This is a genomic window from Klebsiella sp. CN_Kp104, assembly GCF_040064515.1.
Lineage (GTDB): Bacteria > Pseudomonadota > Gammaproteobacteria > Enterobacterales > Enterobacteriaceae > Klebsiella > Klebsiella aerogenes.
Map to the genome: position 1 here is coordinate 35435 of NZ_JBEAII010000001.1, position 19165 is coordinate 54599.

Genomic DNA, 19165 nt, shown 5'->3' on the forward strand with positions numbered 1-19165 from the left:
ATTAACAAAGAAGTGTAGCTTTCCCGACGGCGCAATTCCGCTGTTTATTCGCTAAAAAATGTTTCTTCTTGTACCGCCATATTGACCGCACGGGTCAGGCGAGTCAGCTGTTGTGGGCTGATGATGTACGGCGGCATCAGATAAATCAGCCGGCCAAACGGGCGGATCCATACCCCTTGCTCAACGAAAAATCGCTGCAGAGCGGCCATGTTGACCGGATGACGGGTTTCAACCACGCCAATCGCGCCGAGTACGCGCACGTCGGCGACCCATTCTGACTCTTGCGCCGGAGCCAGTTCGGCCTTCAGTTGGGCTTCAATCGCCGCTACTTGCTGTTGCCATTCGCCGTTCTCCAGCAGGCGCAGGCTTTCGCTTGCCACCGCGCAGGCCAGCGGATTACCCATAAAGGTGGGGCCGTGCATAAAGCAACCGGCTTCGCCATTGCTGATGGTTTCAGCTACCGTTCGGGTGGTGATGGCGGCGGAAAGGGTCATGGTACCGCCGGTCAGCGCCTTACCCAGACAAAGAATATCGGCGGAGATACCGGCATGCTCGCAGGCGAACAGTTTGCCGGTACGGCCAAAGCCGGTGGCAATCTCATCGGCGATCAGCAAAATCCCTTCCCGGTCGCACATTTTACGCACTCGCTTTAGCCACTCTGGATGGTACATGCGCATCCCGCCGGCGCCCTGGACTACCGGTTCGAGGATCACCGCGGCGATTTCGTGGCGATGCGCGGCCATCAGGCGGGCAAACGGCACCATATCCATCTCGTCCCACTCGCCGTCGAAGCGGCTTTGCGGCGCGGGGGCAAACAGGTTATCCGGCAGGTAGCCTTGCCACAGGCTGTGCATTGAATTCTGCGGATCGCAGACCGACATCGCGCCGAAGGTGTCGCCGTGATAGCCGTTGCGGAAGGTCAGGAAACGACGGCGCGGCTGGCCCTTAGCCTGCCAGTACTGCAGCGCCATTTTCATCGCCACTTCTACCGCCACCGAACCGGAATCGGCGAGGAAAACGCACTCCAGCGATTCCGGCGTCATCGCCACCAGTTGGCGACAGAGCGCCACCGCCGACGGATGGGTGATCCCGCCGAACATCACGTGCGACATCTGGTCGATCTGCGCTTTCATCGCCGCATTCAGGCGCGGGTGATTGTAGCCGTGGATCGCCGCCCACCAGGAGGACATGCCGTCAATCAGTTGTTCGCCGCCGGCGAGGGACAGCTCGCAACCGTGGGCGGAAACCACCGGGTAGACCGGCAGGGGGGAAGTCATAGAGGTGTAGGGGTGCCAGATGTGGCGCCGATCGAAAGCGAGATCGTCCAGTGTCATAAGCGACTTGTAAACCATTTTGAAAACATTTAGGTTTACGAGTATAAACCGAACCGCAAATTAACAAAACCTTTTGGAGAGGCCAATGGCTCACCACGCACGCTGGACAATGTCGCAAGTTACTGAGTTATTTAATAAACCACTCATCGATCTGCTCTTTGAAGCGCAGCAAATCCACCGCCAGCATTTTGACCCGCGTCAGGTGCAGGTCAGTACGTTGCTGTCGATTAAAACCGGCGCTTGTCCGGAAGACTGTAAATATTGCCCGCAAAGCGCACGCTACAAAACCGGTCTTGAATCCGAGCGCCTGATGGAAGTCGAGCAGGTGCTGGAATCAGCGCGTCAGGCGAAAAACGCCGGCTCGACCCGCTTCTGCATGGGCGCGGCGTGGAAGAATCCCAATGACCGCGATATGCCGTATCTGGAGCAGATGGTCAAAGGTGTGAAGGCGCTTGGGCTAGAGTCGTGCATGACGCTCGGTACCCTTACCGATAGTCAGGCACAGCGCCTGGCCGGCGCGGGGCTTGATTACTACAACCATAACCTCGACACCTCACCGGAATTTTACGGCAACATCATCACCACCCGTACCTATCAGGAACGTCTGGATACGCTGGATAAGGTACGCGATGCCGGGATTAAAGTGTGCTCCGGTGGGATCGTCGGGTTGGGGGAAACCGTGAACGATCGCGCCGGGCTGCTGCTGCAGTTGGCTAATCTGCCAACGCCGCCGGAAAGCGTGCCAATCAATATGCTGGTGAAGGTTAAGGGTACGCCGCTGGCGGATAACGACGATGTCGACGCCTTCGATTTCATCCGCACGATCGCCATTGCGCGCATCATGATGCCAACCTCCTACGTGCGTCTCTCCGCCGGGCGCGAGCAGATGAACGAGCAGACCCAGGCGATGTGCTTTATGGCCGGGGCTAACTCGATTTTCTATGGCTGCAAGCTGCTGACGACGCCTAACCCGGAAGAAGATAAAGACCTGCAGCTGTTCCGCAAGCTGGGGATCAATCCGCAGCAGACGGCGGTGCTGGAAGGTGATAATGAGCAGCAGCAGCGCCTGGAGCAGGCCTTACTCACCCCCGACACTGAGGAATACTACAACGCGGCGGCGCTATGAGCTGGCAGCAACGAATCGATCGGGCACTGGATGAACGGCGGGCGGCGGAGGCTTTTCGCCGCCGCCTGCCGGTAAGCCACGGCGCCGGACGCTGGCTGGAGCGTGAAGGGGAGCGCTGGCTCAACTTCTCCAGTAATGACTACCTCGGCCTGAGCCAGCATGGCGCGATTATCGCCGCCTGGCAGCAGGGGGCGGAACGTTATGGCGTCGGTTCCGGTGGGTCGGGCCACGTTAGCGGCTATAGCGAGGCGCATCGCGCGCTGGAAGAGGAACTTGCCGACTGGCTGGGCTATCCGCGCGCGTTGCTGTTTATCTCCGGCTTTGCCGCGAATCAGGCGTTGATTGCCGCGCTGGCGGAAAAAGACGATCGGATTGTGGCCGATCGCCTGAGCCATGCCTCCCTGCTGGAGGCGGCAAGCCTCAGCCCGGCGCAGCTGCGCCGCTTTACCCACAATGACCCGCAACAGCTAGCTCAACTGCTGGCGAAACCGCTGGACGGCCAGCAGTTAGTCGTTACCGAAGGGATTTTCAGCATGGACGGCGACAGCGCGCCGCTGGCTGACATTCAGGCGGCAGCCCGCAGCGCCGGAGCATTATTACTGGTTGATGATGCTCACGGAATCGGGGCGATTGGCGATGAAGGGCGCGGAAGCTGTCATACGCAGGCGGTTCGTCCGGAGCTGCTGGTGGTCACCTTCGGCAAGGCGTTTGGGGTGAGCGGCGCGGCGGTACTGTGCAATGAATCGATGGCCGACTATCTGCTGCAGTTTGCCCGTCATCTCATCTACAGCACCGCGATGCCGCCGGCGCAGGCGGTAGCGCTGAGCGCGGCGTTGCGGATCATTCGTAGCGATGAGGGCCAGCAGCGGCGGGAATTCTTGAGCGCCCGCATCCGTCAGTTCCGCGCTGGAATGGGCGATGTTTCGCTGGGGCTGACCGATTCCCGGAGCGCGATTCAGCCGCTGATCGTTGGCGATAACGCGCGAGCGCTAGCCCTGGCATCCAGCCTACGCGAGGCCGGCTGTTGGGCTACCGCCATTCGTCCGCCGACGGTTCCCGCCGGCGGCGCGCGTCTGCGCCTGACTCTGACTGCCGCTCATCAGGCCGAGGACATTGCGCGTTTACTGGAGGTGCTTCATGGCCACGGTGAATAAGCAGGCTGTGGCCGCGGCGTTTGGTCGCGCGGCCAGCGGCTATACGCAACATGATGAGCTGCAGCGCCGCAGCGCTGAATTGCTGCTGCGCCAGTTGGCGAGGAGCGATTTTGCCCGAGTGCTGGACGCTGGCTGCGGGCCCGGCAGCATGAGCCGTTACTGGCGCGAAGCGGGAAGCGAAGTTACCGCGCTGGATCTCTCCGCCGGGATGCTGGCGCAGGCGCAACGCAACGGCGCCGCGCAGCATTATCTACAGGGCGATATCGAAGCGCTGCCGCTGCCGGATGCCTGCTTCGATCTGGCATGGAGTAACCTGGCGGTGCAGTGGTGTGACGAGCTAAGCGCGGCAATCGGCGAGCTGTACCGGGTGGTGCGGCCCGGCGGACGGGTGGCGTTCACCACGTTGCTCGCCGGATCGCTACCAGAGCTCAATCAAGCGTGGCGGGCGGTCGATGAACATCCCCATGCCAACCGTTTTCTCAGCGAAAAGGCGGTAAGGGCGGCGCTGAGCGGCCTGCGCGCCGAAGGCGTCGTGCATCAGATTAGCTTACCGTTCGCCGATGCGCTAAGCGCCATGCGCTCGCTAAAGGGCATTGGCGCTACCCACTTACATCAGGGGCGGGCGTCTGCGCCGCTTAGCCGCGGCAAGCTGCGCGAACTGCAGCTCGCCTGGCCGCAACAGCAGGGCCAGTGCCCGCTGACGTATCATCTTTTTACAGGAGTCATTGAACGTGACTAAACGTTTCTTCGTCACCGGAACCGATACTGAAGTCGGTAAAACCGTCGCCAGTAGCGCGCTGTTGCAGGCGGCGAATCAGCTGGGATTTAACACCGCGGGCTATAAACCGGTGGCTTCCGGGAGCGACCTGACCGCACAAGGGTTACGCAATGAAGATGCGCTGGCCCTGCAGCGTAATAGCCGGGTGGCGCTGCGCTATGAACAGGTTAACCCTTATACTTTTGCCGAGCCGACCTCGCCGCATATTATTAGCGCCGATGAAGGGCGACCGATTGCCGCGACGACGCTTTCCAGCGGTTTACGCGAACTGGAGCGCCTGGCCGACTGGGTGCTGGTGGAAGGGGCGGGCGGCTGGTTTACGCCGCTCTCGGAAACCCTGACCTTCGCCGACTGGGCGCAGCAGGAGCAATTGCCGGTGATTTTAGTGGTCGGCGTCAAACTTGGCTGTATCAATCACGCGATGCTCACCGCCCAGGCGGTATGCGAAGCCGGGCTGCCGCTCGTGGGCTGGATCGCCAACGATATCCAGCCGCCGGGTAAACGCCATCGCGAATATCTGCAAACCTTAACGCGGGTATTGCCAGCGCCGCTGCTGGGGGAAATTCCCTGGCTTGCCGACGCATCGCAGCGTCAGGATCTCGCGCAGTACCTGGATCTGAGCCCCCTGCAATAACCCCGCATAAACCTGCGAGACGGCTCTATTTTTTGTTGACAGGACGATGAAATGTGGTCCAGAAAACGCAAAAAATCCAGCCGTCTTTAGCTGATAAATATCAAAAAAAATTCGATAATTTTTTTTAGCCACGGGCTTTGGTCCGATGAGACTTTTCTGCCGGGTGGCAGACCTCGCGGCCTGCAGGCAGTTATCCACTATTCCTGTGGATAACCTTGTGTATTAGAGTTAGAAAACTTGCGGTAAGCTAGAGAGTACGCGGCCTGCGAGCAAATTGGCGCGAAACCCGTCTTTTGGTAAATTATGTTTTATTTCAGCAAGTTAAATAAAAGCAATGGCTGTCAGAAAAGTGTCACCGGCTGCCATAAAAGATTCATTACCTTGCTTGACAAATGTTAAATGATAAATGTTTCTGGGGATAACCACACAGGCTGGTGGATTATTCCGCAAAGCGCGCATTTTACGCCCGCCGTCAGAGTACAACGCGTCCGTTTACCGCCATACAATAATGCGATACTGTTTTTATATCCAGTATTATTTATTGGCAAAAGTCAAACTGAAGGGTAGAATTAAACACCTGCTGGCCAATCCCATCTTCAGGTCCTGAAATATGAGCAAACCGTTCAAGCTGCACTCCGCATTCCGTCCTTCCGGCGATCAGCCCGAAGCCATCCGCCGTCTGGAAGAGGGGCTGGAAGATGGCCTTGCGCATCAAACCCTGCTTGGGGTAACCGGTTCGGGGAAAACCTTCACCATCGCCAACGTTATCGCTGACTTACAGCGCCCGACGATGGTGCTGGCGCCGAACAAAACCCTGGCGGCGCAGCTGTATGGCGAGATGAAAGAGTTCTTTCCCGAGAATGCGGTGGAGTATTTTGTCTCCTACTACGATTATTACCAGCCTGAAGCCTACGTACCGAGCTCGGATACCTTTATCGAAAAAGACGCCTCGGTGAACGAACACATTGAGCAGATGCGTCTGTCGGCCACCAAAGCGTTGCTCGAACGGCGCGATGTAGTGGTGGTGGCTTCGGTTTCCGCCATCTACGGTCTTGGCGACCCGGATCTGTATCTGAAGATGATGCTGCACCTGACCACCGGCATGCTGATCGACCAGCGGGCGATCCTGCGTCGACTGGCGGAACTGCAATACACCCGCAACGATCAGGCCTTCCAGCGCGGCACTTTCCGCGTCCGCGGCGAGGTTATCGATGTCTTCCCGGCGGAATCCGATGATATCGCGCTGCGTATTGAACTGTTTGACGAAGAGGTCGAGCGGCTATCGCTGTTTGACCCGCTGACCGGCCACGTCGAATCGTCCATTCCACGCTATACCATCTATCCGAAGACCCACTACGTTACGCCGCGCGAGCGTATCGTACAGGCGATGGAAGAGATCAAAGACGAGCTGGCTGACCGCCGCAAGGTCCTGCTGGCGAACAATAAACTGCTTGAAGAGCAGCGGCTGAGCCAGCGCACTCAGTTCGACCTCGAAATGATGAACGAGCTGGGCTACTGCTCGGGGATTGAAAACTACTCGCGCTTTCTCTCCGGGCGCGGGCCGGGCGAGCCGCCGCCGACGCTGTTCGACTACCTGCCGGCGGATGGCCTGCTGGTTATCGATGAATCGCACGTGACTATCCCGCAAATCGGCGGTATGTACCGTGGCGACCGGGCGCGTAAAGAGACGCTGGTGGAATATGGCTTTCGCCTGCCGTCAGCGCTGGATAACCGGCCGATGAAGTTCGAAGAGTTTGAAGCGCTGGCGCCGCAGACCATCTACGTTTCAGCGACGCCGGGTCCCTATGAGCTGGAAAAATCCGGCGATGAGGTGGTAGACCAGGTCGTTCGCCCAACGGGCCTACTGGATCCGGTTATCGAAGTGCGGCCGGTGGCGACGCAGGTCGACGATCTGTTATCAGAAATCCGTACCCGTGCGGCGATCAATGAGCGTGTACTGGTGACGACGCTGACCAAACGCATGGCGGAGGATTTAACCGAATACCTGGAAGAGCACGGTGAACGGGTGCGCTATCTGCACTCCGATATCGATACCGTCGAGCGTATGGAAATTATTCGCGATCTGCGTCTTGGCGAGTTCGACGTGCTGGTGGGTATCAACCTGCTGCGCGAAGGGCTGGATATGCCGGAAGTATCGCTGGTGGCGATACTTGATGCCGATAAAGAGGGCTTCCTGCGTTCCGAGCGCTCGCTTATCCAGACCATCGGCCGCGCGGCGCGTAACGTGAACGGTAAGGCGATTCTTTACGGCGATAAAATCACGCCATCGATGGCGAAGGCGATCGGTGAAACCGAACGCCGCCGCGAGAAGCAGCAGCGTTATAACGAAGAGCACGGTATTGTGCCGCAGGGTCTTAATAAGAAAGTGGTCGATATTCTGGCGCTGGGTCAGAACATAGCGAAGACCAAAGCCAAAGGCCGTGGCAAAGCCCGTTCTCCGGTGGAAGCCGATAGCGTCGAACTGACACCGAAAGCGCTGCAGCAGAAAATCCACGAGCTGGAAGGGCAAATGATGCAGCATGCCCAGAACCTTGAGTTCGAAGAAGCCGCGCAGATCCGCGATCAATTGCATCAGCTACGCGAACTGTTTATTGCGGCATCATAAGGGCGATAGGGGAGCCGTGCAAAAATGACGGCAATTTGCAATTGCCGTCACGCTATTATCGTAGGATCTTAATGTTGGCTTAATTTTCTTCAGCGACACTATCCTCAGTTTAATGAGGATAGCGCCATGCAAAAACTGACCAACCGTGAATATCTGGCCATTGCGACCGCCTTTGTGATAGTGGTCGCCTTCTTACATCAATGGGTATTAACCTTCTGACGCGCGCTGCGCGGGAATAGCACCCAGGCGCGGACGCCAGGTCCGGGCTGACGGTTATGTAAAAAGAATTGCGCATCGTGCAGTTGCGCGATGCGGGTGACGATGCTTAAACCGAGGCCTATTCCGCCATAGCGGCTGTCCATGCGGACAAACGCTTTACTCAGCTCGCCGCTTTTGGCCTCATCAATGCCCGGCCCTTCATCTTCTACTGCCAGAATCGGCGTATTTCCCGGTTTTACCGAAATCTTAATCTTCGACCCCACGGGGCTATAGCGGTGCGCATTCTCCACCAGATTGCGTAAAATCACCCGCGCCAGGGTCGCATCTCCGGAAATGAGATCCTCGCCTGCGCCGCTTTCTATCTCCAGGGTCTGTTGGCGCGCTTCGAGCATCGTTGCCAACTCATCCTGCAGAGGCTCCACCACATCTTCGTGCAAATGCACCTGCTGGTAACTCCCGGCGGAAAACGACTGGCCGACGCGCGCCAGTTGTAGCAGCTGCGAAATGCTGTTGGTCATCTGATCGAGACGTTGAATTAAGGGATCAACGCTGACGCCGTGTACCTTTGCCAGCAGCTCCAGATGCAAGCGCAGCCCGGCAAGAGGGGTACGCAGTTCGTGGGCGACGTCGGCGGTAAACAGACGCTCCCGTTCGAGCGTCAGGGTCAGCCGCGACACCAGTTGATTAATCGCCATGGTCACTGCGGTCACTTCCGGCACCGACTCCTGCAAAATAATGGGTTGCAGATTATCCGGCGTCCGGCTTTCCAGCTCGCTCTGCAGATTGGATAGCGGACGGGTGATTTTCTTCACCGCCATCAGGCTGATATATAGCGCCAGACCGATGATCAGCAGGCTTGGCACCAGCAGGCTGGCGACCGCTTCGCGTACCTCATGTTCGACGTGCCTTTGATTGTTATGACCCTCAATGGCGCTGGCAACCAGCAGCTGGATTTGCTCTTTGCTCTCATGCCATAGCCAAAATACGCTAATCAGCTGGCAGACCACCAGAATCGCGCCGATGGTCAGCAGCAGACGGTGGCGCATGGTCCAGGTTTCGGTCGCAAACAGTGCCATAGCGTTATTCTGACTCCGTATTATTCACCAGCATGTAGCCAAAGCCGCGGACGGTGCGGATCCGCGCTTTACCAATCTTGTCGCGCAGATTATGGATATGCACTTCGAGGGTATTGGTGGCCGGTTCGTTATCCCAGCTGTAGATATCATTGTAGAGAATTTCGCGATGTACCGGGCTGCCGGCCTTCATCATCAGGCGCGAGAGCAGAGCATACTCTTTTGGCGTCAGCTCCAGCGATTCGCCGGCCAGCCACACCTGACGACGGGTAACATTAAGGCGCAGGTTGCCGACGGTCAGCTCATTATCGCCCTGATTATTATGGCGACGCAGCAGCGCGCGAATGCGGGCGTTGAGCTCTTCAAGCGCGAAAGGTTTCACCAGGTAATCGTCAGCGCCGGTATCCAGCCCGCTGATGCGGTCGCCCACGGTATCGCGGGCGGTGAGGATTAACACCGGTTGGGTGAATTTCTCCCGGCGCATACGCGCCAGGAAATGCAGACCGTCTTCATCCGGCAGGCCCAGGTCGAGCACCACCAGACTGTAATGGTTGCTGGCTAACGACAGCGCGGCTTCATGCGCGGTGGCGACGCCATCGCAGACATAGCCTTCGCTTTGCATGGCCAGAATTAACCCTTGTAACAGGAGCGCATCGTCTTCAATGACTAAGATTTTCATCTGCCGGTCTCTCTACATGGCGTTAAAAGGTCGTCTTTTGCCTGATACTCGCGGGTGTCTACCCCGAGCAGGCCAAGCAGGGTAGAGAACAGATTATCTTGTGAATAATCGTTCGTCTTCGCCTGCTGTTGCAAACACTGGCTGGATACGCCATAGCGTTGCTGATAATCCGGCGACAACCACAGCAGCATCGGCACGTGTTTTTGCGTATCCGGCGCTATGGAGTACGGCAGGCCATGCAGATACACGCCATCTTCACCCAGCGATTCGCCGTGGTCAGACAAATACACCAGACTGGTGGTGAATCTATCTTGTTTTGATTGCAGCAATTTTATCGCTTTATCAACCACATAGTCGACGTACAAAATGGTGTTGTCGTAGGTATTGGTCAACTGTTGTTGCGTACAACTTTGGATTTCATTGGTATCGCAGGTCGGGGTGAATTTTTTGAATTCAGCCGGGTAGCGATTGTAATAGGTCGGGCCATGACTACCAATGGTGTGCAGAACGATAATGCCATCCTGCTGTAAATTATCGATATAGCTATCAAGATTATGGAACAGCACGTCATCGTAGCACTCGCCATCAATGCACTCGCCGCTGAGGTTCAGGTTGGTGACGTTCTGATGCGGCACGCGGTCACAGGCGCCTTTACAGCCGCCATCGTTGTCGTTCCATAGCACCTGAACACCGGCGCGCTGCAAAATATCCAGAACGCCTTCCTGATGGTGCGCCAGTTCTTCATCGTAATGCGCGCGCGGCATATTGGAGAACATGCAGGGGACGGAAACCGCGGTTGCGGTGCCGCAGGAGGTGGTTTTCGGGAAGTACACCACGTCGTCCTGCTTCAGGCGCGGGTTAGTTTCGCGATCGTAGCCGCCCAGCGAGAAATTCTCGGCGCGCGAGGTTTCTCCCAGCACCACGATGGTCAGATTTTTACGCGCGCCGTTATGCATCACCGCTTTCTGTTTGGCATCTTCGCCGATCTTCACCAGCGGCAGGTTGTCCATCCGGTTATGCGCATACCACGAGTTCAGCGCCACAATGCTGTTGGAAGGGCTTAAAGATTTCACCAGCTCCTTATTGTTACGGAATACCGAGGCGTAATCTTTGTAGAACAGCGCCGCCACCAGCACAATGAGCAGCGCTGAAACGGCGATATTGAGCAGGCGCATCGCTGCGCCGCGCCAGAAAGAGGCCGGTTTGCGAACTTTAATCCACCAGGCAACCAGAACCATCAATAGCCCGGAGAGACCCAGCACGATGACCATTTGCGTCGACAGCAGGGCAAAACTTTCCGCAGGCGTCGTATCGAAGATATTGGCGATCATCGAACGGTCGATCACCACGCCGAAGGTCCAGATAAAGTACTGCGCCGAGGCGCTCAGCAGAATAAACAGGCTGATGACTACCCGGTCGAGCTTTAAGAACGAGGCGAGGGTGGTGATGATGTTCATCACGCTAATTGCCACGATCGGCATGCTAAGGAAAACCAGCCAGTTATGGAGATTGTTTACCGGCAGTAGCGGGAAAACCTGGCGATAAAAGGCCAGGTTAAGAAAGATACCGATATAACAGGCAAAGAGAGTCAAATAAGCCGTGCGGCTGAGTACCGGCCGACGTAAAGAAATAAACGACATAACGAATACCCGTAGTAGGAGATGTTCGTTATGTTGACAGCGATATTTTAAGACAACCTTAAGATTTTAATCTGAGGCGTCATCTTGTTTAAAATAGTGCCGCTTGAGGATTAACCTAATGCCTGAATAGCCTGCTCCAGCGCCTGGCGTAGCAGCACGCGGTCATGACGATAGGTGACATCGCTGGCGTCCAGCGCGGTCTGAATCACCAGTCGTTCTTCCATACCCTTAACATCGGCTTTCGGCCCGACGATGGCGGCATCAATCACTTTTTTGCCGACGTAATGTTCCAGAATAGTCATCCTGTCCGCCAGCGTTAGATTGGCGGCAGGACTATGTTCCTTACCCAGGTTATCGATAAACACCATGGGCGCCGGGGTCCGCCGCAGCGCCTGGGCCATTTCGTCGAGCAGTAAAATGGGCAGCAGGCTGGTGTAGAAGCTCCCTGGTCCAATTAGGATCAGATCGGCCTCGGCGATGGCCTCAACCGCTTCGCGAGTCGCCGGAACCGGTGGGCTGAGCATCAGTTCCTGCGGGATGTGATCCAGCTGATCGATATTCACTTCGCCATACACTTCATGGCCTTCATGATCGAGCGCCACCAGATCGACCGGTTGCTCCGACATCGGAATCAGGAAAGCATCCACTTTAAGCAGGTTTCTGATCAAATTGATCGCCTCTAAAGGCCGCACACTCAGGTGATCCAGCGCCTTTAACATCAGATTTCCGAGGTTATGCCCGGAAAGCTCGCCATTACCGCCAAAACGATATTCAAACATCGCGGAAGCGACGCTGGGTTCGGCGATTAATTGATTAATGCAGTTGCGCATATCGCCCCAGGCGATCCCCCCTTCCGAGCGGCGAATTCGCCCCGTTGATCCGCCGTTATCGGTGGTGGTCACGATGCCGGTCAGGCGTGAGCCGAGCGACGAGAGCGACGACATCACCCGCCCCAAACCGTGGCCTCCGCCAAGGGCGACGACGCGGTCCAGATCGGCGAAAGTGCGATTGCGCATACGAATTCCTTCTGTTCAATGTTCGGGTTTAGCGTCTCCGATCTACCCCTAAAAGATAATGCCCGGTTTCCGTCAAACTGACCGATATCAATGTTAAAGTGTGATTTTTGGCTATTCTGTACTGAAAATGCAAGATATTAGCGATATATAGATGATTATATAGCGAAAATGAAAATGGCGAAACCATCGTTAAAGCGCTACTATCGGCATAACCAACTAACACTCTAGCCTTGGTACCTGTGTCGCAAGATATGGTGCTCTGGCCGCGGCAGCCGCGCTGTCGCCAGGGCGTGGAAAGAAATGACCGCGCCTCCCGTACTTGGAAAGGTGTATATGGCCTCACAGCTTACTGATGCATTTGCGCGTAAGTTTTATTACTTGCGCCTGTCGATTACCGACGTGTGTAACTTTCGTTGCACCTACTGCCTGCCGGACGGCTACAAGCCCGGCGCCGTGACCAACAAGGGTTTTCTTAGCGTAGACGAAGTGCGCCGCGTGACGCGCGCTTTTTCCGCCCTTGGCACGGAAAAAGTCCGCCTCACCGGCGGCGAACCCTCGTTACGTCGCGACTTTACCGAGATTATTGCCGCCGTGCGTGAAAACAGCGCGATTCGTCAGATCGCGGTGACCACCAACGGTTATCGCCTGGCGCGTGATGTCGAACGCTGGCGTGATGCCGGGCTGACGGCGATTAACGTCAGCGTCGATAGCCTCGACGCTCGCCAGTTCCATGCCATCACCGGTCAGGATAAATTTCAGCAGGTGATGGACGGTATTGACGCCGCCTTTGCCGCCGGCTTTGAAAAGGTTAAGGTCAACACCGTGCTGATGCGTGATGTCAACCACCACCAGCTCGACACTTTCCTCGCGTGGATCAAACCTCGCCGTATTCAGCTGCGTTTTATTGAATTAATGGAAACCGGCGAGGGCAGCGACCTGTTCCGCCGTCACCACATTTCCGGCATGGTGCTGCGCGATGAACTGCTGCGCCGCGGTTGGATCCACCAGATCCGTCAACGAAGCGATGGCCCGGCACAGGTCTTTTGTCACCCGGATTACGCCGGTGAAATCGGCTTGATCATGCCGTATGAAAAAGACTTCTGCGCCACCTGTAACCGTCTTCGCGTCTCATCCGTTGGCAAACTGCACCTGTGTCTGTTCGGCGAAGGCGGCGTAGATCTGCGCGACCTGATGGCCGAGGACGAGCAGCAGGCCGCGCTGGAAGCGCGGATAGCCGAAGCCTTAACCCATAAAAAGCAGACCCATTTCCTGCATCAGGGCAACACCGGTATTACGCAGAACCTGTCGTATATTGGCGGATAATCGTTTTCGAAAGGAGCATTCAGATGAGCCAGGCTAGCGCTGAGTTTATCCCGACCCGTATTGCTATTCTTACCGTTTCCAACCGCCGCGGCGAAGAGGACGATACCTCCGGCCACTGGCTGCGCGATGCGCTGCACGAAGCGGGACATACCCTCGTCGATAAGGCTATTGTGAAAGAGAACCGCTACGCGATTCGCGCCCAGGTTTCGGCGTGGATTGCCAGCGATGAGGTGCAGGTGGTGTTGATCACCGGTGGTACCGGTTTTACCGATGGCGATCAGGCGCCGGAAGCGCTGCTGCCGCTGTTTGACCGCGAGGTCGAAGGTTTTGGCGAAGTGTTCCGTATGCTCTCGTTTGAAGAGATAGGCACCTCGACGCTGCAGTCCCGCGCCGTTGCTGGCGTTGCCAACCGCACGCTGATTTTCGCGATGCCGGGCTCGACCAAGGCCTGCGCCACCGCGTGGGAAAATATTATCGCGCCACAGCTGGATGCGCGCACTCGCCCGTGCAACTTCATTCCTCATTTAAAGAAATAGTTTATGTCACAACTGACCCACATTAACGCCGCGGGCGAAGCCCACATGGTTGACGTCTCCGGCAAAGCGGAAACGGTACGCGAAGCGCGCGCTGAGGCTTACGTCGAAATGCAGGCCGCAACGCTTGCGATGATTATCGACGGCAGCCACCATAAAGGCGATGTATTCGCCACCGCGCGTATCGCCGGGATTCAGGCCGCGAAACGTACCTGGGAGCTGATCCCGCTGTGTCATCCGCTGATGCTCAGCAAAGTAGAAGTGAACCTGCAGGCGCAGCCGGAGCATAACCGCGTGCGCATTGAGTCACTCTGCCGCCTGACCGGTAAAACCGGCGTAGAAATGGAAGCGCTGACCGCGGCCTCGGTTGCCGCGCTGACCATCTACGACATGTGTAAAGCGGTACAGAAAGATATGGTTATTGGCCCGGTACGTCTGCTGGCGAAAAGCGGCGGCAAGTCCGGCGATTTTAAGGTGGAGGAAGCCCATGATTAACGTCCTGTTTTTTGCCCAGGTGCGCGAACTGGTTGGCACCGATACCCTGACTCTCGACGCCAGCGAATTGCCGACCGTTGAAGCCGTGCGTCAGCAGCTTGCCGCGCGCGGAGACCGCTGGGCGCTGGCACTGGAAGAAGGAAAATTGCTGGCGGCGGTCAACCAGACGCTGACCTCGTTTGACCATCCGGTCGCGAGCGGCGACGAAGTGGCGTTTTTCCCGCCGGTCACCGGGGGCTAAGATGACGCAGACTCGTATCGTGGTAAGCCCGGCGCGCTTTTGTGTCGGCGATGAGTATCCGTGGCTGGCCGAGCGCGATGAAGACGGCGCGGTGGTCACCTTCACCGGCAAAGTACGTAATCACAATCTCGGCGACAGCGTGAAAGCGCTGACGCTGGAGCACTATCCGGGCATGACCGAAAAATCGCTGGCGGAAATCGTTGAACAGGCGCGGGAACGTTGGCCGCTTGGCCGGGTGACGGTTATCCATCGCATTGGCGAAATGTGGCCGGGCGAAGAGATTGTTTTTGTTGGTGTGACCAGCGCCCACCGCGGCAGCGCCTTCGCCGCCGGCGAGTTCATCATGGATTACCTGAAAACCCGCGCGCCGTTCTGGAAACGCGAGGCGACGCCGGATGGCGAACGCTGGGTCGATGCCCGCGACAGCGATCATCAGGCGGCAGAGCGCTGGTAGTGTGATACGCTTACTGAGAGAAACTTGTTAATCAGGAGATAGTCATGGACAGATTCCCTCGTTCCGATTCCATTGTTCAGAGCCGCAGCGGCCTGCAGACCTACATGGCGCAGGTTTACGGCTGGATGACGGTCGGGTTGTTGTTAACCGCGTTTATCGCGTGGTTTGCGGCGAATACCCCGGCGGTCATGATGTTCGTCTTTTCAAGCAAAATCACTTTCTTCGGGCTGATCATCGCCCAGCTGGCGCTGGTGTTTGTGCTCTCGGGGATGGTGCAGCGCTTAAGCGCGGGTATGGCGACGACGCTGTTTATGCTTTATTCGGCGTTAACAGGGCTAACGTTAGCGAGCATCTTTATTGTTTATACCTATTCGTCTATCGCCAGCACTTTTGTGGTGACCGGCGGGATGTTCGGGGCGATGAGCCTGTATGGTTACACCACTAAGCGCGATCTGAGCGGCTTCGGCAGCATGCTGTTTATGGGGCTGATTGGTATCGTGCTGGCGTCGCTGGTTAACCTGTGGCTGAAGAGCGAAGCGCTGATGTGGGCGGTAACCTACATTGGTGTGCTGGTGTTTGTCGGCCTGACCGCCTACGACACCCAGAAGCTGAAAAACATCGGCGAGCAGATTGATACCCGCGATAGCGCCACGCTGCGTAAATACTCGATTCTCGGCGCCTTAACGCTGTATCTGGACTTCATCAACCTGTTCCTGATGCTGCTGCGTATCTTCGGCAACCGCCGTTAATATCATCCCGGATAGCGGCGCGATGCGCCTTATCCGGGCTACCAATCCAGGCAATCCGCAAAAATGTCGCCCGGTAAGCGCAACCGGGCCGTTTCATCCACGGGCCAGCTTGCGCTCATTCTTCTGCCGCAGCTTTTTCGCCCGACTTTCCAGCACCAGATAAGCGATGGTCGCCAGCAGCAGCGGCAGAAAATAGTACAGCGCGCGCCACGCCAGCAGCGCGGCAATTATCGCCCCCTTCGAAATCGACTCGCCGGAGAGCATGGCGATAAACACCGCCTCCAGCACGCCAATCCCGGCGGGAATATGAACGATAACGCCGGCGATACTGCTCACCAGCAGCACGCCCAGCACCAGAAAATAGCTAATCTCGCTGCCCAGTAGCAGCCAGATAATCGCCCCCATCACCATCCAGTTCGCCGCCGACAGCCCTATCTGTAGTAGAGCGAAACGAAAAGAGGGCAGCACCAGCCGCTGTCCCTTAATCGTCATGTGGCGGCGTTTGGCGAAGGCGCAGCCGAAAAGATAGATCAGGGTTAAAAGCAGCAGAACGCCGCCAATAATACGCAGCGTGGTTTGACTGATGTACAAGTGCGGCGGCAGCGTCACCAGATTCGCGGTAAAAATGATGCCGCCCAGCAGAATATAGCCCAACCAGTTGGTGGTGATGCTTAATGAGAAAATACGGGTGATGGTACTGCCGTGCAGCCCCAGCCGCGAGTACAGCCGATAGCGCATCCCGATCCCGCCGACCCAGGTGCTGAGCGTCAGGTTAAAGGCGTAGCAGATAAACGACACCAGCATCACCTGTTTTTTTGCCAGCTTGTGGCCGCACCAGGCTCGCCCGAGCAGATCGTAGCAGCCATAAATCAGGTAGCTGACGATAACCAACCCAACGGCGCTAAATAGCGCCAGACGATCGTAGCCGCGGATGACCTTCCAGACTTCCTGCCAGTCGACCTTTTGCGCGTAAATCACCAGCAATACGATGACGGCGATAAAAAAGAGCACGGTCAGCACTCTTTTCGCCATCCGCCAGCGGGGATGTGATTTGCTCATAGCGGATTGTCTCTGGTTTGCGTTTCTACCCGATCCTGGGTTTCAATTTCCGGCTGCACCGGCGGGCTGACCCTGGCTAATCGTGGGGTGTGCGCCGGTAGCCAACCGACCCAGGCGGGGAAGTGACGCAGAAAGTGGAACGCCAGCACGCTGACGCCGAGCCGCCACCAGTTGCGTTTTGGCAGCATGGACTTATCTATCTGCTGGCAATCCCTGGCGATGAGGCCGTTGAGGTTATCGCGCAGGGTCTGGTTGAACTCGCGGTCGTGGATAATCAGGTTGGCTTCCAGATTCAACGACAGGCTCAGCGGGTCGAGGTTACTGGAACCGACGGTTGCCCAGTGGTCGTCCGCCAACGCAACCTTGCCATGCAGCGGGCGTCGGCGGTATTCATACACCTGAACGCCGCCTTTAATCAGGTAGTGGTACAGCAGGTGGGCGCCAAACTTAACAATCGGAATATCCGGCTCGCCCTGGACAATCAGCTTCACCCGCACGCCGCGCCGCGCGGCATTACGCATCGCGTGCAGCAGACGGTAGCCGGGAAAGAAATAGGCATTGGCGATGATGACCTCGCGGCGGGCGCTGGTCAGCATTTTCAGATAGTGACGTTCAATATCGTCACGATGTTCATGGTTATCGCGCCAGATAAACAGCGCCTGCGCTTCGCCAGGGGTTTGGTTAATTTCCGGCTGATGCCGACGGCGTCGCCACCAGCGGCGGGCTGCCTCGCTGGTTGGCAGGTTCTCCAGTTCGAATTGGAGAATATCGAGCACCACCGGCCCTTCAACCTGCACGGCATAATCCTGTTTCGCCTCCGGTCCGTAATCGCTCATGTGCTCGGCAGAGTAGTTGATGCCGCCAACAAACGCGGTTGTGTCGTCAATCACCACGATTTTTCGATGCATGCGGCGGAATAAATTGGTACGCATACCCATTAGCCGGGGGCGCGGATCGTAGTAGCGGAAGACCACGCCAGCGGCGGTGAGTTCGCCGACAAACTCATCGCTAAGATCCGGCGAACCGTAGCCGTCGAGCAGCACTTCCACCTGAATACCCCGACGGGCGGCTTTCAGTAGCACCGCATGCAGTCGCCAGCCCACCTCATCTTCAAACCAGATAAAGGATTCAAGAATCACCTTGCGCTGCGCGCGGCCAATGGCGGCGAATAACGCCGGATAATACTGGTCGCCATTCTCCAGTAGGGTAATACGATTGCCTTCCTGCCAGCGACATTTCACAGATGTATCTCCACGCTCAGGGGCGCATGATCGGACAGGTGCCGCCAGTGTTTAAGCGCCAGCGCCTTCGGATGGCTGGCATGCGCATTCTTAACGTAAATACGATCGAGGCGCAGCAGCGGGAAAGCGACCGGAAAGGTGCGTAGCGGCCGCCCGCGGGCGCGAGTAAAAATCTCCTCAAGCCCTGCCTGCGCTTTTAAGGGCTGATTAGCCTGCTGGCGCCAGTCGTTGAAGTCGCCTGCCACCACCACCGGATCGCCTGCCGGTAGCGTATTGACCCACTCTGCCAGCATCGTTAACTGTGCCTGCCGCTGGTGCGCGCGAAGACCGAGATGCACGCAGATAACGTGGATCGTCATGTCGCTGTGCGGAGGTACGATGCGACAGTAAAGCAGGCCGCGTTTTTCGCCATTGCCGACCGAGATATCGCGATTTTCATAATATTCAATGGGAAAGCGCGACAGTACGGCATTGCCGTGATGGCCTTCCGGATAGATCGCGTTGCGCCCGTAGGCGTAATCGCTCCACATGGTGTCGGCAAGAAACTCGTAATGGGTGGTATCAGGCCAGTTTTCGATATGCAAAGGGTGCACTTCGTGCGCACCCATCACTTCCTGTAGGCAAACTATGTCGGCGCTGACGCTGCGAACGGCCTCGCGCAATTCGGGCAAAATAAAACGCCGATTAAACGCCGTAAAGCCCTTATGGGTGTTAATTGTCAGCACGTTCACCGAAATTCGCGACGTTGGCTCAGCCATAATTCTCCAGTTAATGTCACTTTCCTGAATAAA

Annotated in this window: 19 protein-coding genes and 1 riboswitch; of the genes, 11 read left to right on the plus strand and 8 right to left on the minus strand. The window is 57.0% G+C overall.

What is annotated here, in order from left to right; all coding sequences use genetic code 11:
• Nucleotides 1-44 precede the first annotated feature (44 nt).
• Nucleotides 45-1334 (minus strand): adenosylmethionine--8-amino-7-oxononanoate transaminase, encoded by a 1290-nt coding sequence (gene bioA, locus ABLU80_RS00195; RefSeq protein WP_348849570.1) that lies wholly within the window; start codon nucleotides 1332-1334, stop codon nucleotides 45-47.
• Nucleotides 1335-1419: 85 nt separating this feature from the next.
• Between bioA and bioB the strand changes: the two genes are divergently transcribed.
• The 5 genes from bioB (at nucleotide 1420) to uvrB (ending at nucleotide 7652) form a co-directional block, all read left to right on the plus strand.
• On the plus strand, nucleotides 1420-2460 hold the full coding sequence (gene bioB / locus ABLU80_RS00200; protein ID WP_032714117.1) for a biotin synthase BioB: 1041 nt from the start codon (nucleotides 1420-1422) through the stop codon (nucleotides 2458-2460).
• Nucleotides 2457-3614 carry an 8-amino-7-oxononanoate synthase gene (bioF, locus tag ABLU80_RS00205; protein ID WP_046883541.1) on the plus strand — a complete coding sequence of 386 codons (1158 nt, stop codon included), beginning with the start codon at nucleotides 2457-2459 and terminating at the stop codon, nucleotides 3612-3614. Before bioB ends, bioF begins: the two co-directional genes overlap by 4 nt.
• The gene (gene bioC / locus ABLU80_RS00210; protein WP_032712952.1) at nucleotides 3598-4353 is read left to right on the plus strand and encodes a malonyl-ACP O-methyltransferase BioC; all 756 of its coding nucleotides are present in this window, start codon (nucleotides 3598-3600) and stop codon (nucleotides 4351-4353) included. Before bioF ends, bioC begins: the two co-directional genes overlap by 17 nt.
• Nucleotides 4346-5026: a dethiobiotin synthase gene (gene bioD / locus ABLU80_RS00215; RefSeq protein WP_047041834.1), complete on the plus strand. Its 681-nt coding sequence runs from the start codon at nucleotides 4346-4348 to the stop codon at nucleotides 5024-5026. The genes bioC and bioD overlap by 8 nt, the downstream gene beginning before the upstream one ends.
• Before the next feature lie 610 nt (nucleotides 5027-5636).
• Nucleotides 5637-7652, plus strand: a complete 2016-nt coding sequence (gene uvrB, locus ABLU80_RS00220; RefSeq protein WP_015367612.1) for an excinuclease ABC subunit UvrB — start codon at nucleotides 5637-5639, stop codon at nucleotides 7650-7652.
• Between the two features lie 197 nt (nucleotides 7653-7849).
• Here uvrB and pmrB read toward each other — a convergent pair whose 3' ends face one another.
• The 4 genes from pmrB to yvcK all read right to left on the minus strand — a co-directional run bounded on the left by pmrB (nucleotide 7850) and on the right by yvcK (nucleotide 12279).
• A complete protein-coding gene (gene pmrB, locus ABLU80_RS00225; protein WP_047037173.1) occupies nucleotides 7850-8947 on the minus strand; it encodes a two-component system sensor histidine kinase PmrB in 1098 nt (365 codons plus the stop codon).
• A 4-nt stretch (nucleotides 8948-8951) separates the two neighbouring features.
• Nucleotides 8952-9623 (minus strand): two-component system response regulator PmrA, encoded by a 672-nt coding sequence (pmrA, locus tag ABLU80_RS00230; protein ID WP_032705592.1) that lies wholly within the window; start codon nucleotides 9621-9623, stop codon nucleotides 8952-8954.
• Nucleotides 9620-11263, minus strand: coding sequence for a phosphoethanolamine transferase EptA (gene eptA / locus ABLU80_RS00235; protein WP_015704802.1), 1644 nt, complete (start codon nucleotides 11261-11263; stop codon nucleotides 9620-9622). The genes pmrA and eptA overlap by 4 nt, the downstream gene beginning before the upstream one ends.
• A gap of 110 nt (nucleotides 11264-11373) precedes the next feature.
• Nucleotides 11374-12279, minus strand: a complete 906-nt coding sequence (gene yvcK, locus ABLU80_RS00240; protein WP_015704803.1) for a uridine diphosphate-N-acetylglucosamine-binding protein YvcK — start codon at nucleotides 12277-12279, stop codon at nucleotides 11374-11376.
• A 208-nt stretch (nucleotides 12280-12487) separates the two neighbouring features.
• A riboswitch (molybdenum cofactor riboswitch) is annotated at nucleotides 12488-12625 on the plus strand.
• On the opposite strand from yvcK, the gene moaA reads away from it, so the two are divergent.
• The 6 genes from moaA to ABLU80_RS00270 all read left to right on the plus strand — a co-directional run bounded on the left by moaA (nucleotide 12613) and on the right by ABLU80_RS00270 (nucleotide 16074).
• Nucleotides 12613-13602: a GTP 3',8-cyclase MoaA gene (gene moaA, locus ABLU80_RS00245; protein ID WP_015704804.1), complete on the plus strand. Its 990-nt coding sequence runs from the start codon at nucleotides 12613-12615 to the stop codon at nucleotides 13600-13602. Its footprint overlaps the riboswitch before it by 13 nt.
• A 23-nt stretch (nucleotides 13603-13625) precedes the next feature.
• Nucleotides 13626-14138, plus strand: a complete 513-nt coding sequence (moaB, locus tag ABLU80_RS00250; protein ID WP_015367606.1) for a molybdenum cofactor biosynthesis protein B — start codon at nucleotides 13626-13628, stop codon at nucleotides 14136-14138.
• 3 nt (nucleotides 14139-14141) lie between these two features.
• A complete protein-coding gene (gene moaC, locus ABLU80_RS00255) occupies nucleotides 14142-14630 on the plus strand; it encodes a cyclic pyranopterin monophosphate synthase MoaC (protein ID WP_015367605.1) in 489 nt (162 codons plus the stop codon).
• Entirely contained in the window at nucleotides 14623-14871 is a 249-nt protein-coding gene (moaD, locus tag ABLU80_RS00260; RefSeq protein ID WP_015367604.1) for a molybdopterin synthase sulfur carrier subunit, read from the plus strand. The genes moaC and moaD overlap by 8 nt, the downstream gene beginning before the upstream one ends.
• Before the next feature lies 1 nt (nucleotide 14872).
• Nucleotides 14873-15325 carry a molybdopterin synthase catalytic subunit MoaE gene (moaE, locus tag ABLU80_RS00265; protein ID WP_015367603.1) on the plus strand — a complete coding sequence of 151 codons (453 nt, stop codon included), beginning with the start codon at nucleotides 14873-14875 and terminating at the stop codon, nucleotides 15323-15325.
• 44 nt (nucleotides 15326-15369) lie between these two features.
• Nucleotides 15370-16074: a Bax inhibitor-1/YccA family protein gene (locus tag ABLU80_RS00270; RefSeq protein ID WP_015367602.1), complete on the plus strand. Its 705-nt coding sequence runs from the start codon at nucleotides 15370-15372 to the stop codon at nucleotides 16072-16074.
• A gap of 93 nt (nucleotides 16075-16167) precedes the next feature.
• Here ABLU80_RS00270 and ABLU80_RS00275 read toward each other — a convergent pair whose 3' ends face one another.
• From ABLU80_RS00275 to ABLU80_RS00285, 3 genes are read right to left on the minus strand one after another with little or no spacing between them, the layout of a single operon-like run.
• Entirely contained in the window at nucleotides 16168-17133 is a 966-nt protein-coding gene (locus ABLU80_RS00275; protein WP_348849572.1) for a lysylphosphatidylglycerol synthase domain-containing protein, read from the minus strand.
• Nucleotides 17130-18374: a cardiolipin synthase ClsB gene (clsB, locus tag ABLU80_RS00280; protein ID WP_101704196.1), complete on the minus strand. Its 1245-nt coding sequence runs from the start codon at nucleotides 18372-18374 to the stop codon at nucleotides 17130-17132. The genes ABLU80_RS00275 and clsB overlap by 4 nt, the downstream gene beginning before the upstream one ends.
• Complete coding sequence (locus ABLU80_RS00285) at nucleotides 18371-19132, minus strand: endonuclease/exonuclease/phosphatase family protein (RefSeq protein ID WP_047055642.1); 762 nt, start codon at nucleotides 19130-19132, stop codon at nucleotides 18371-18373. Before ABLU80_RS00285 ends, clsB begins: the two co-directional genes overlap by 4 nt.
• Nucleotides 19133-19165: the final 33 nt, after the last annotated feature.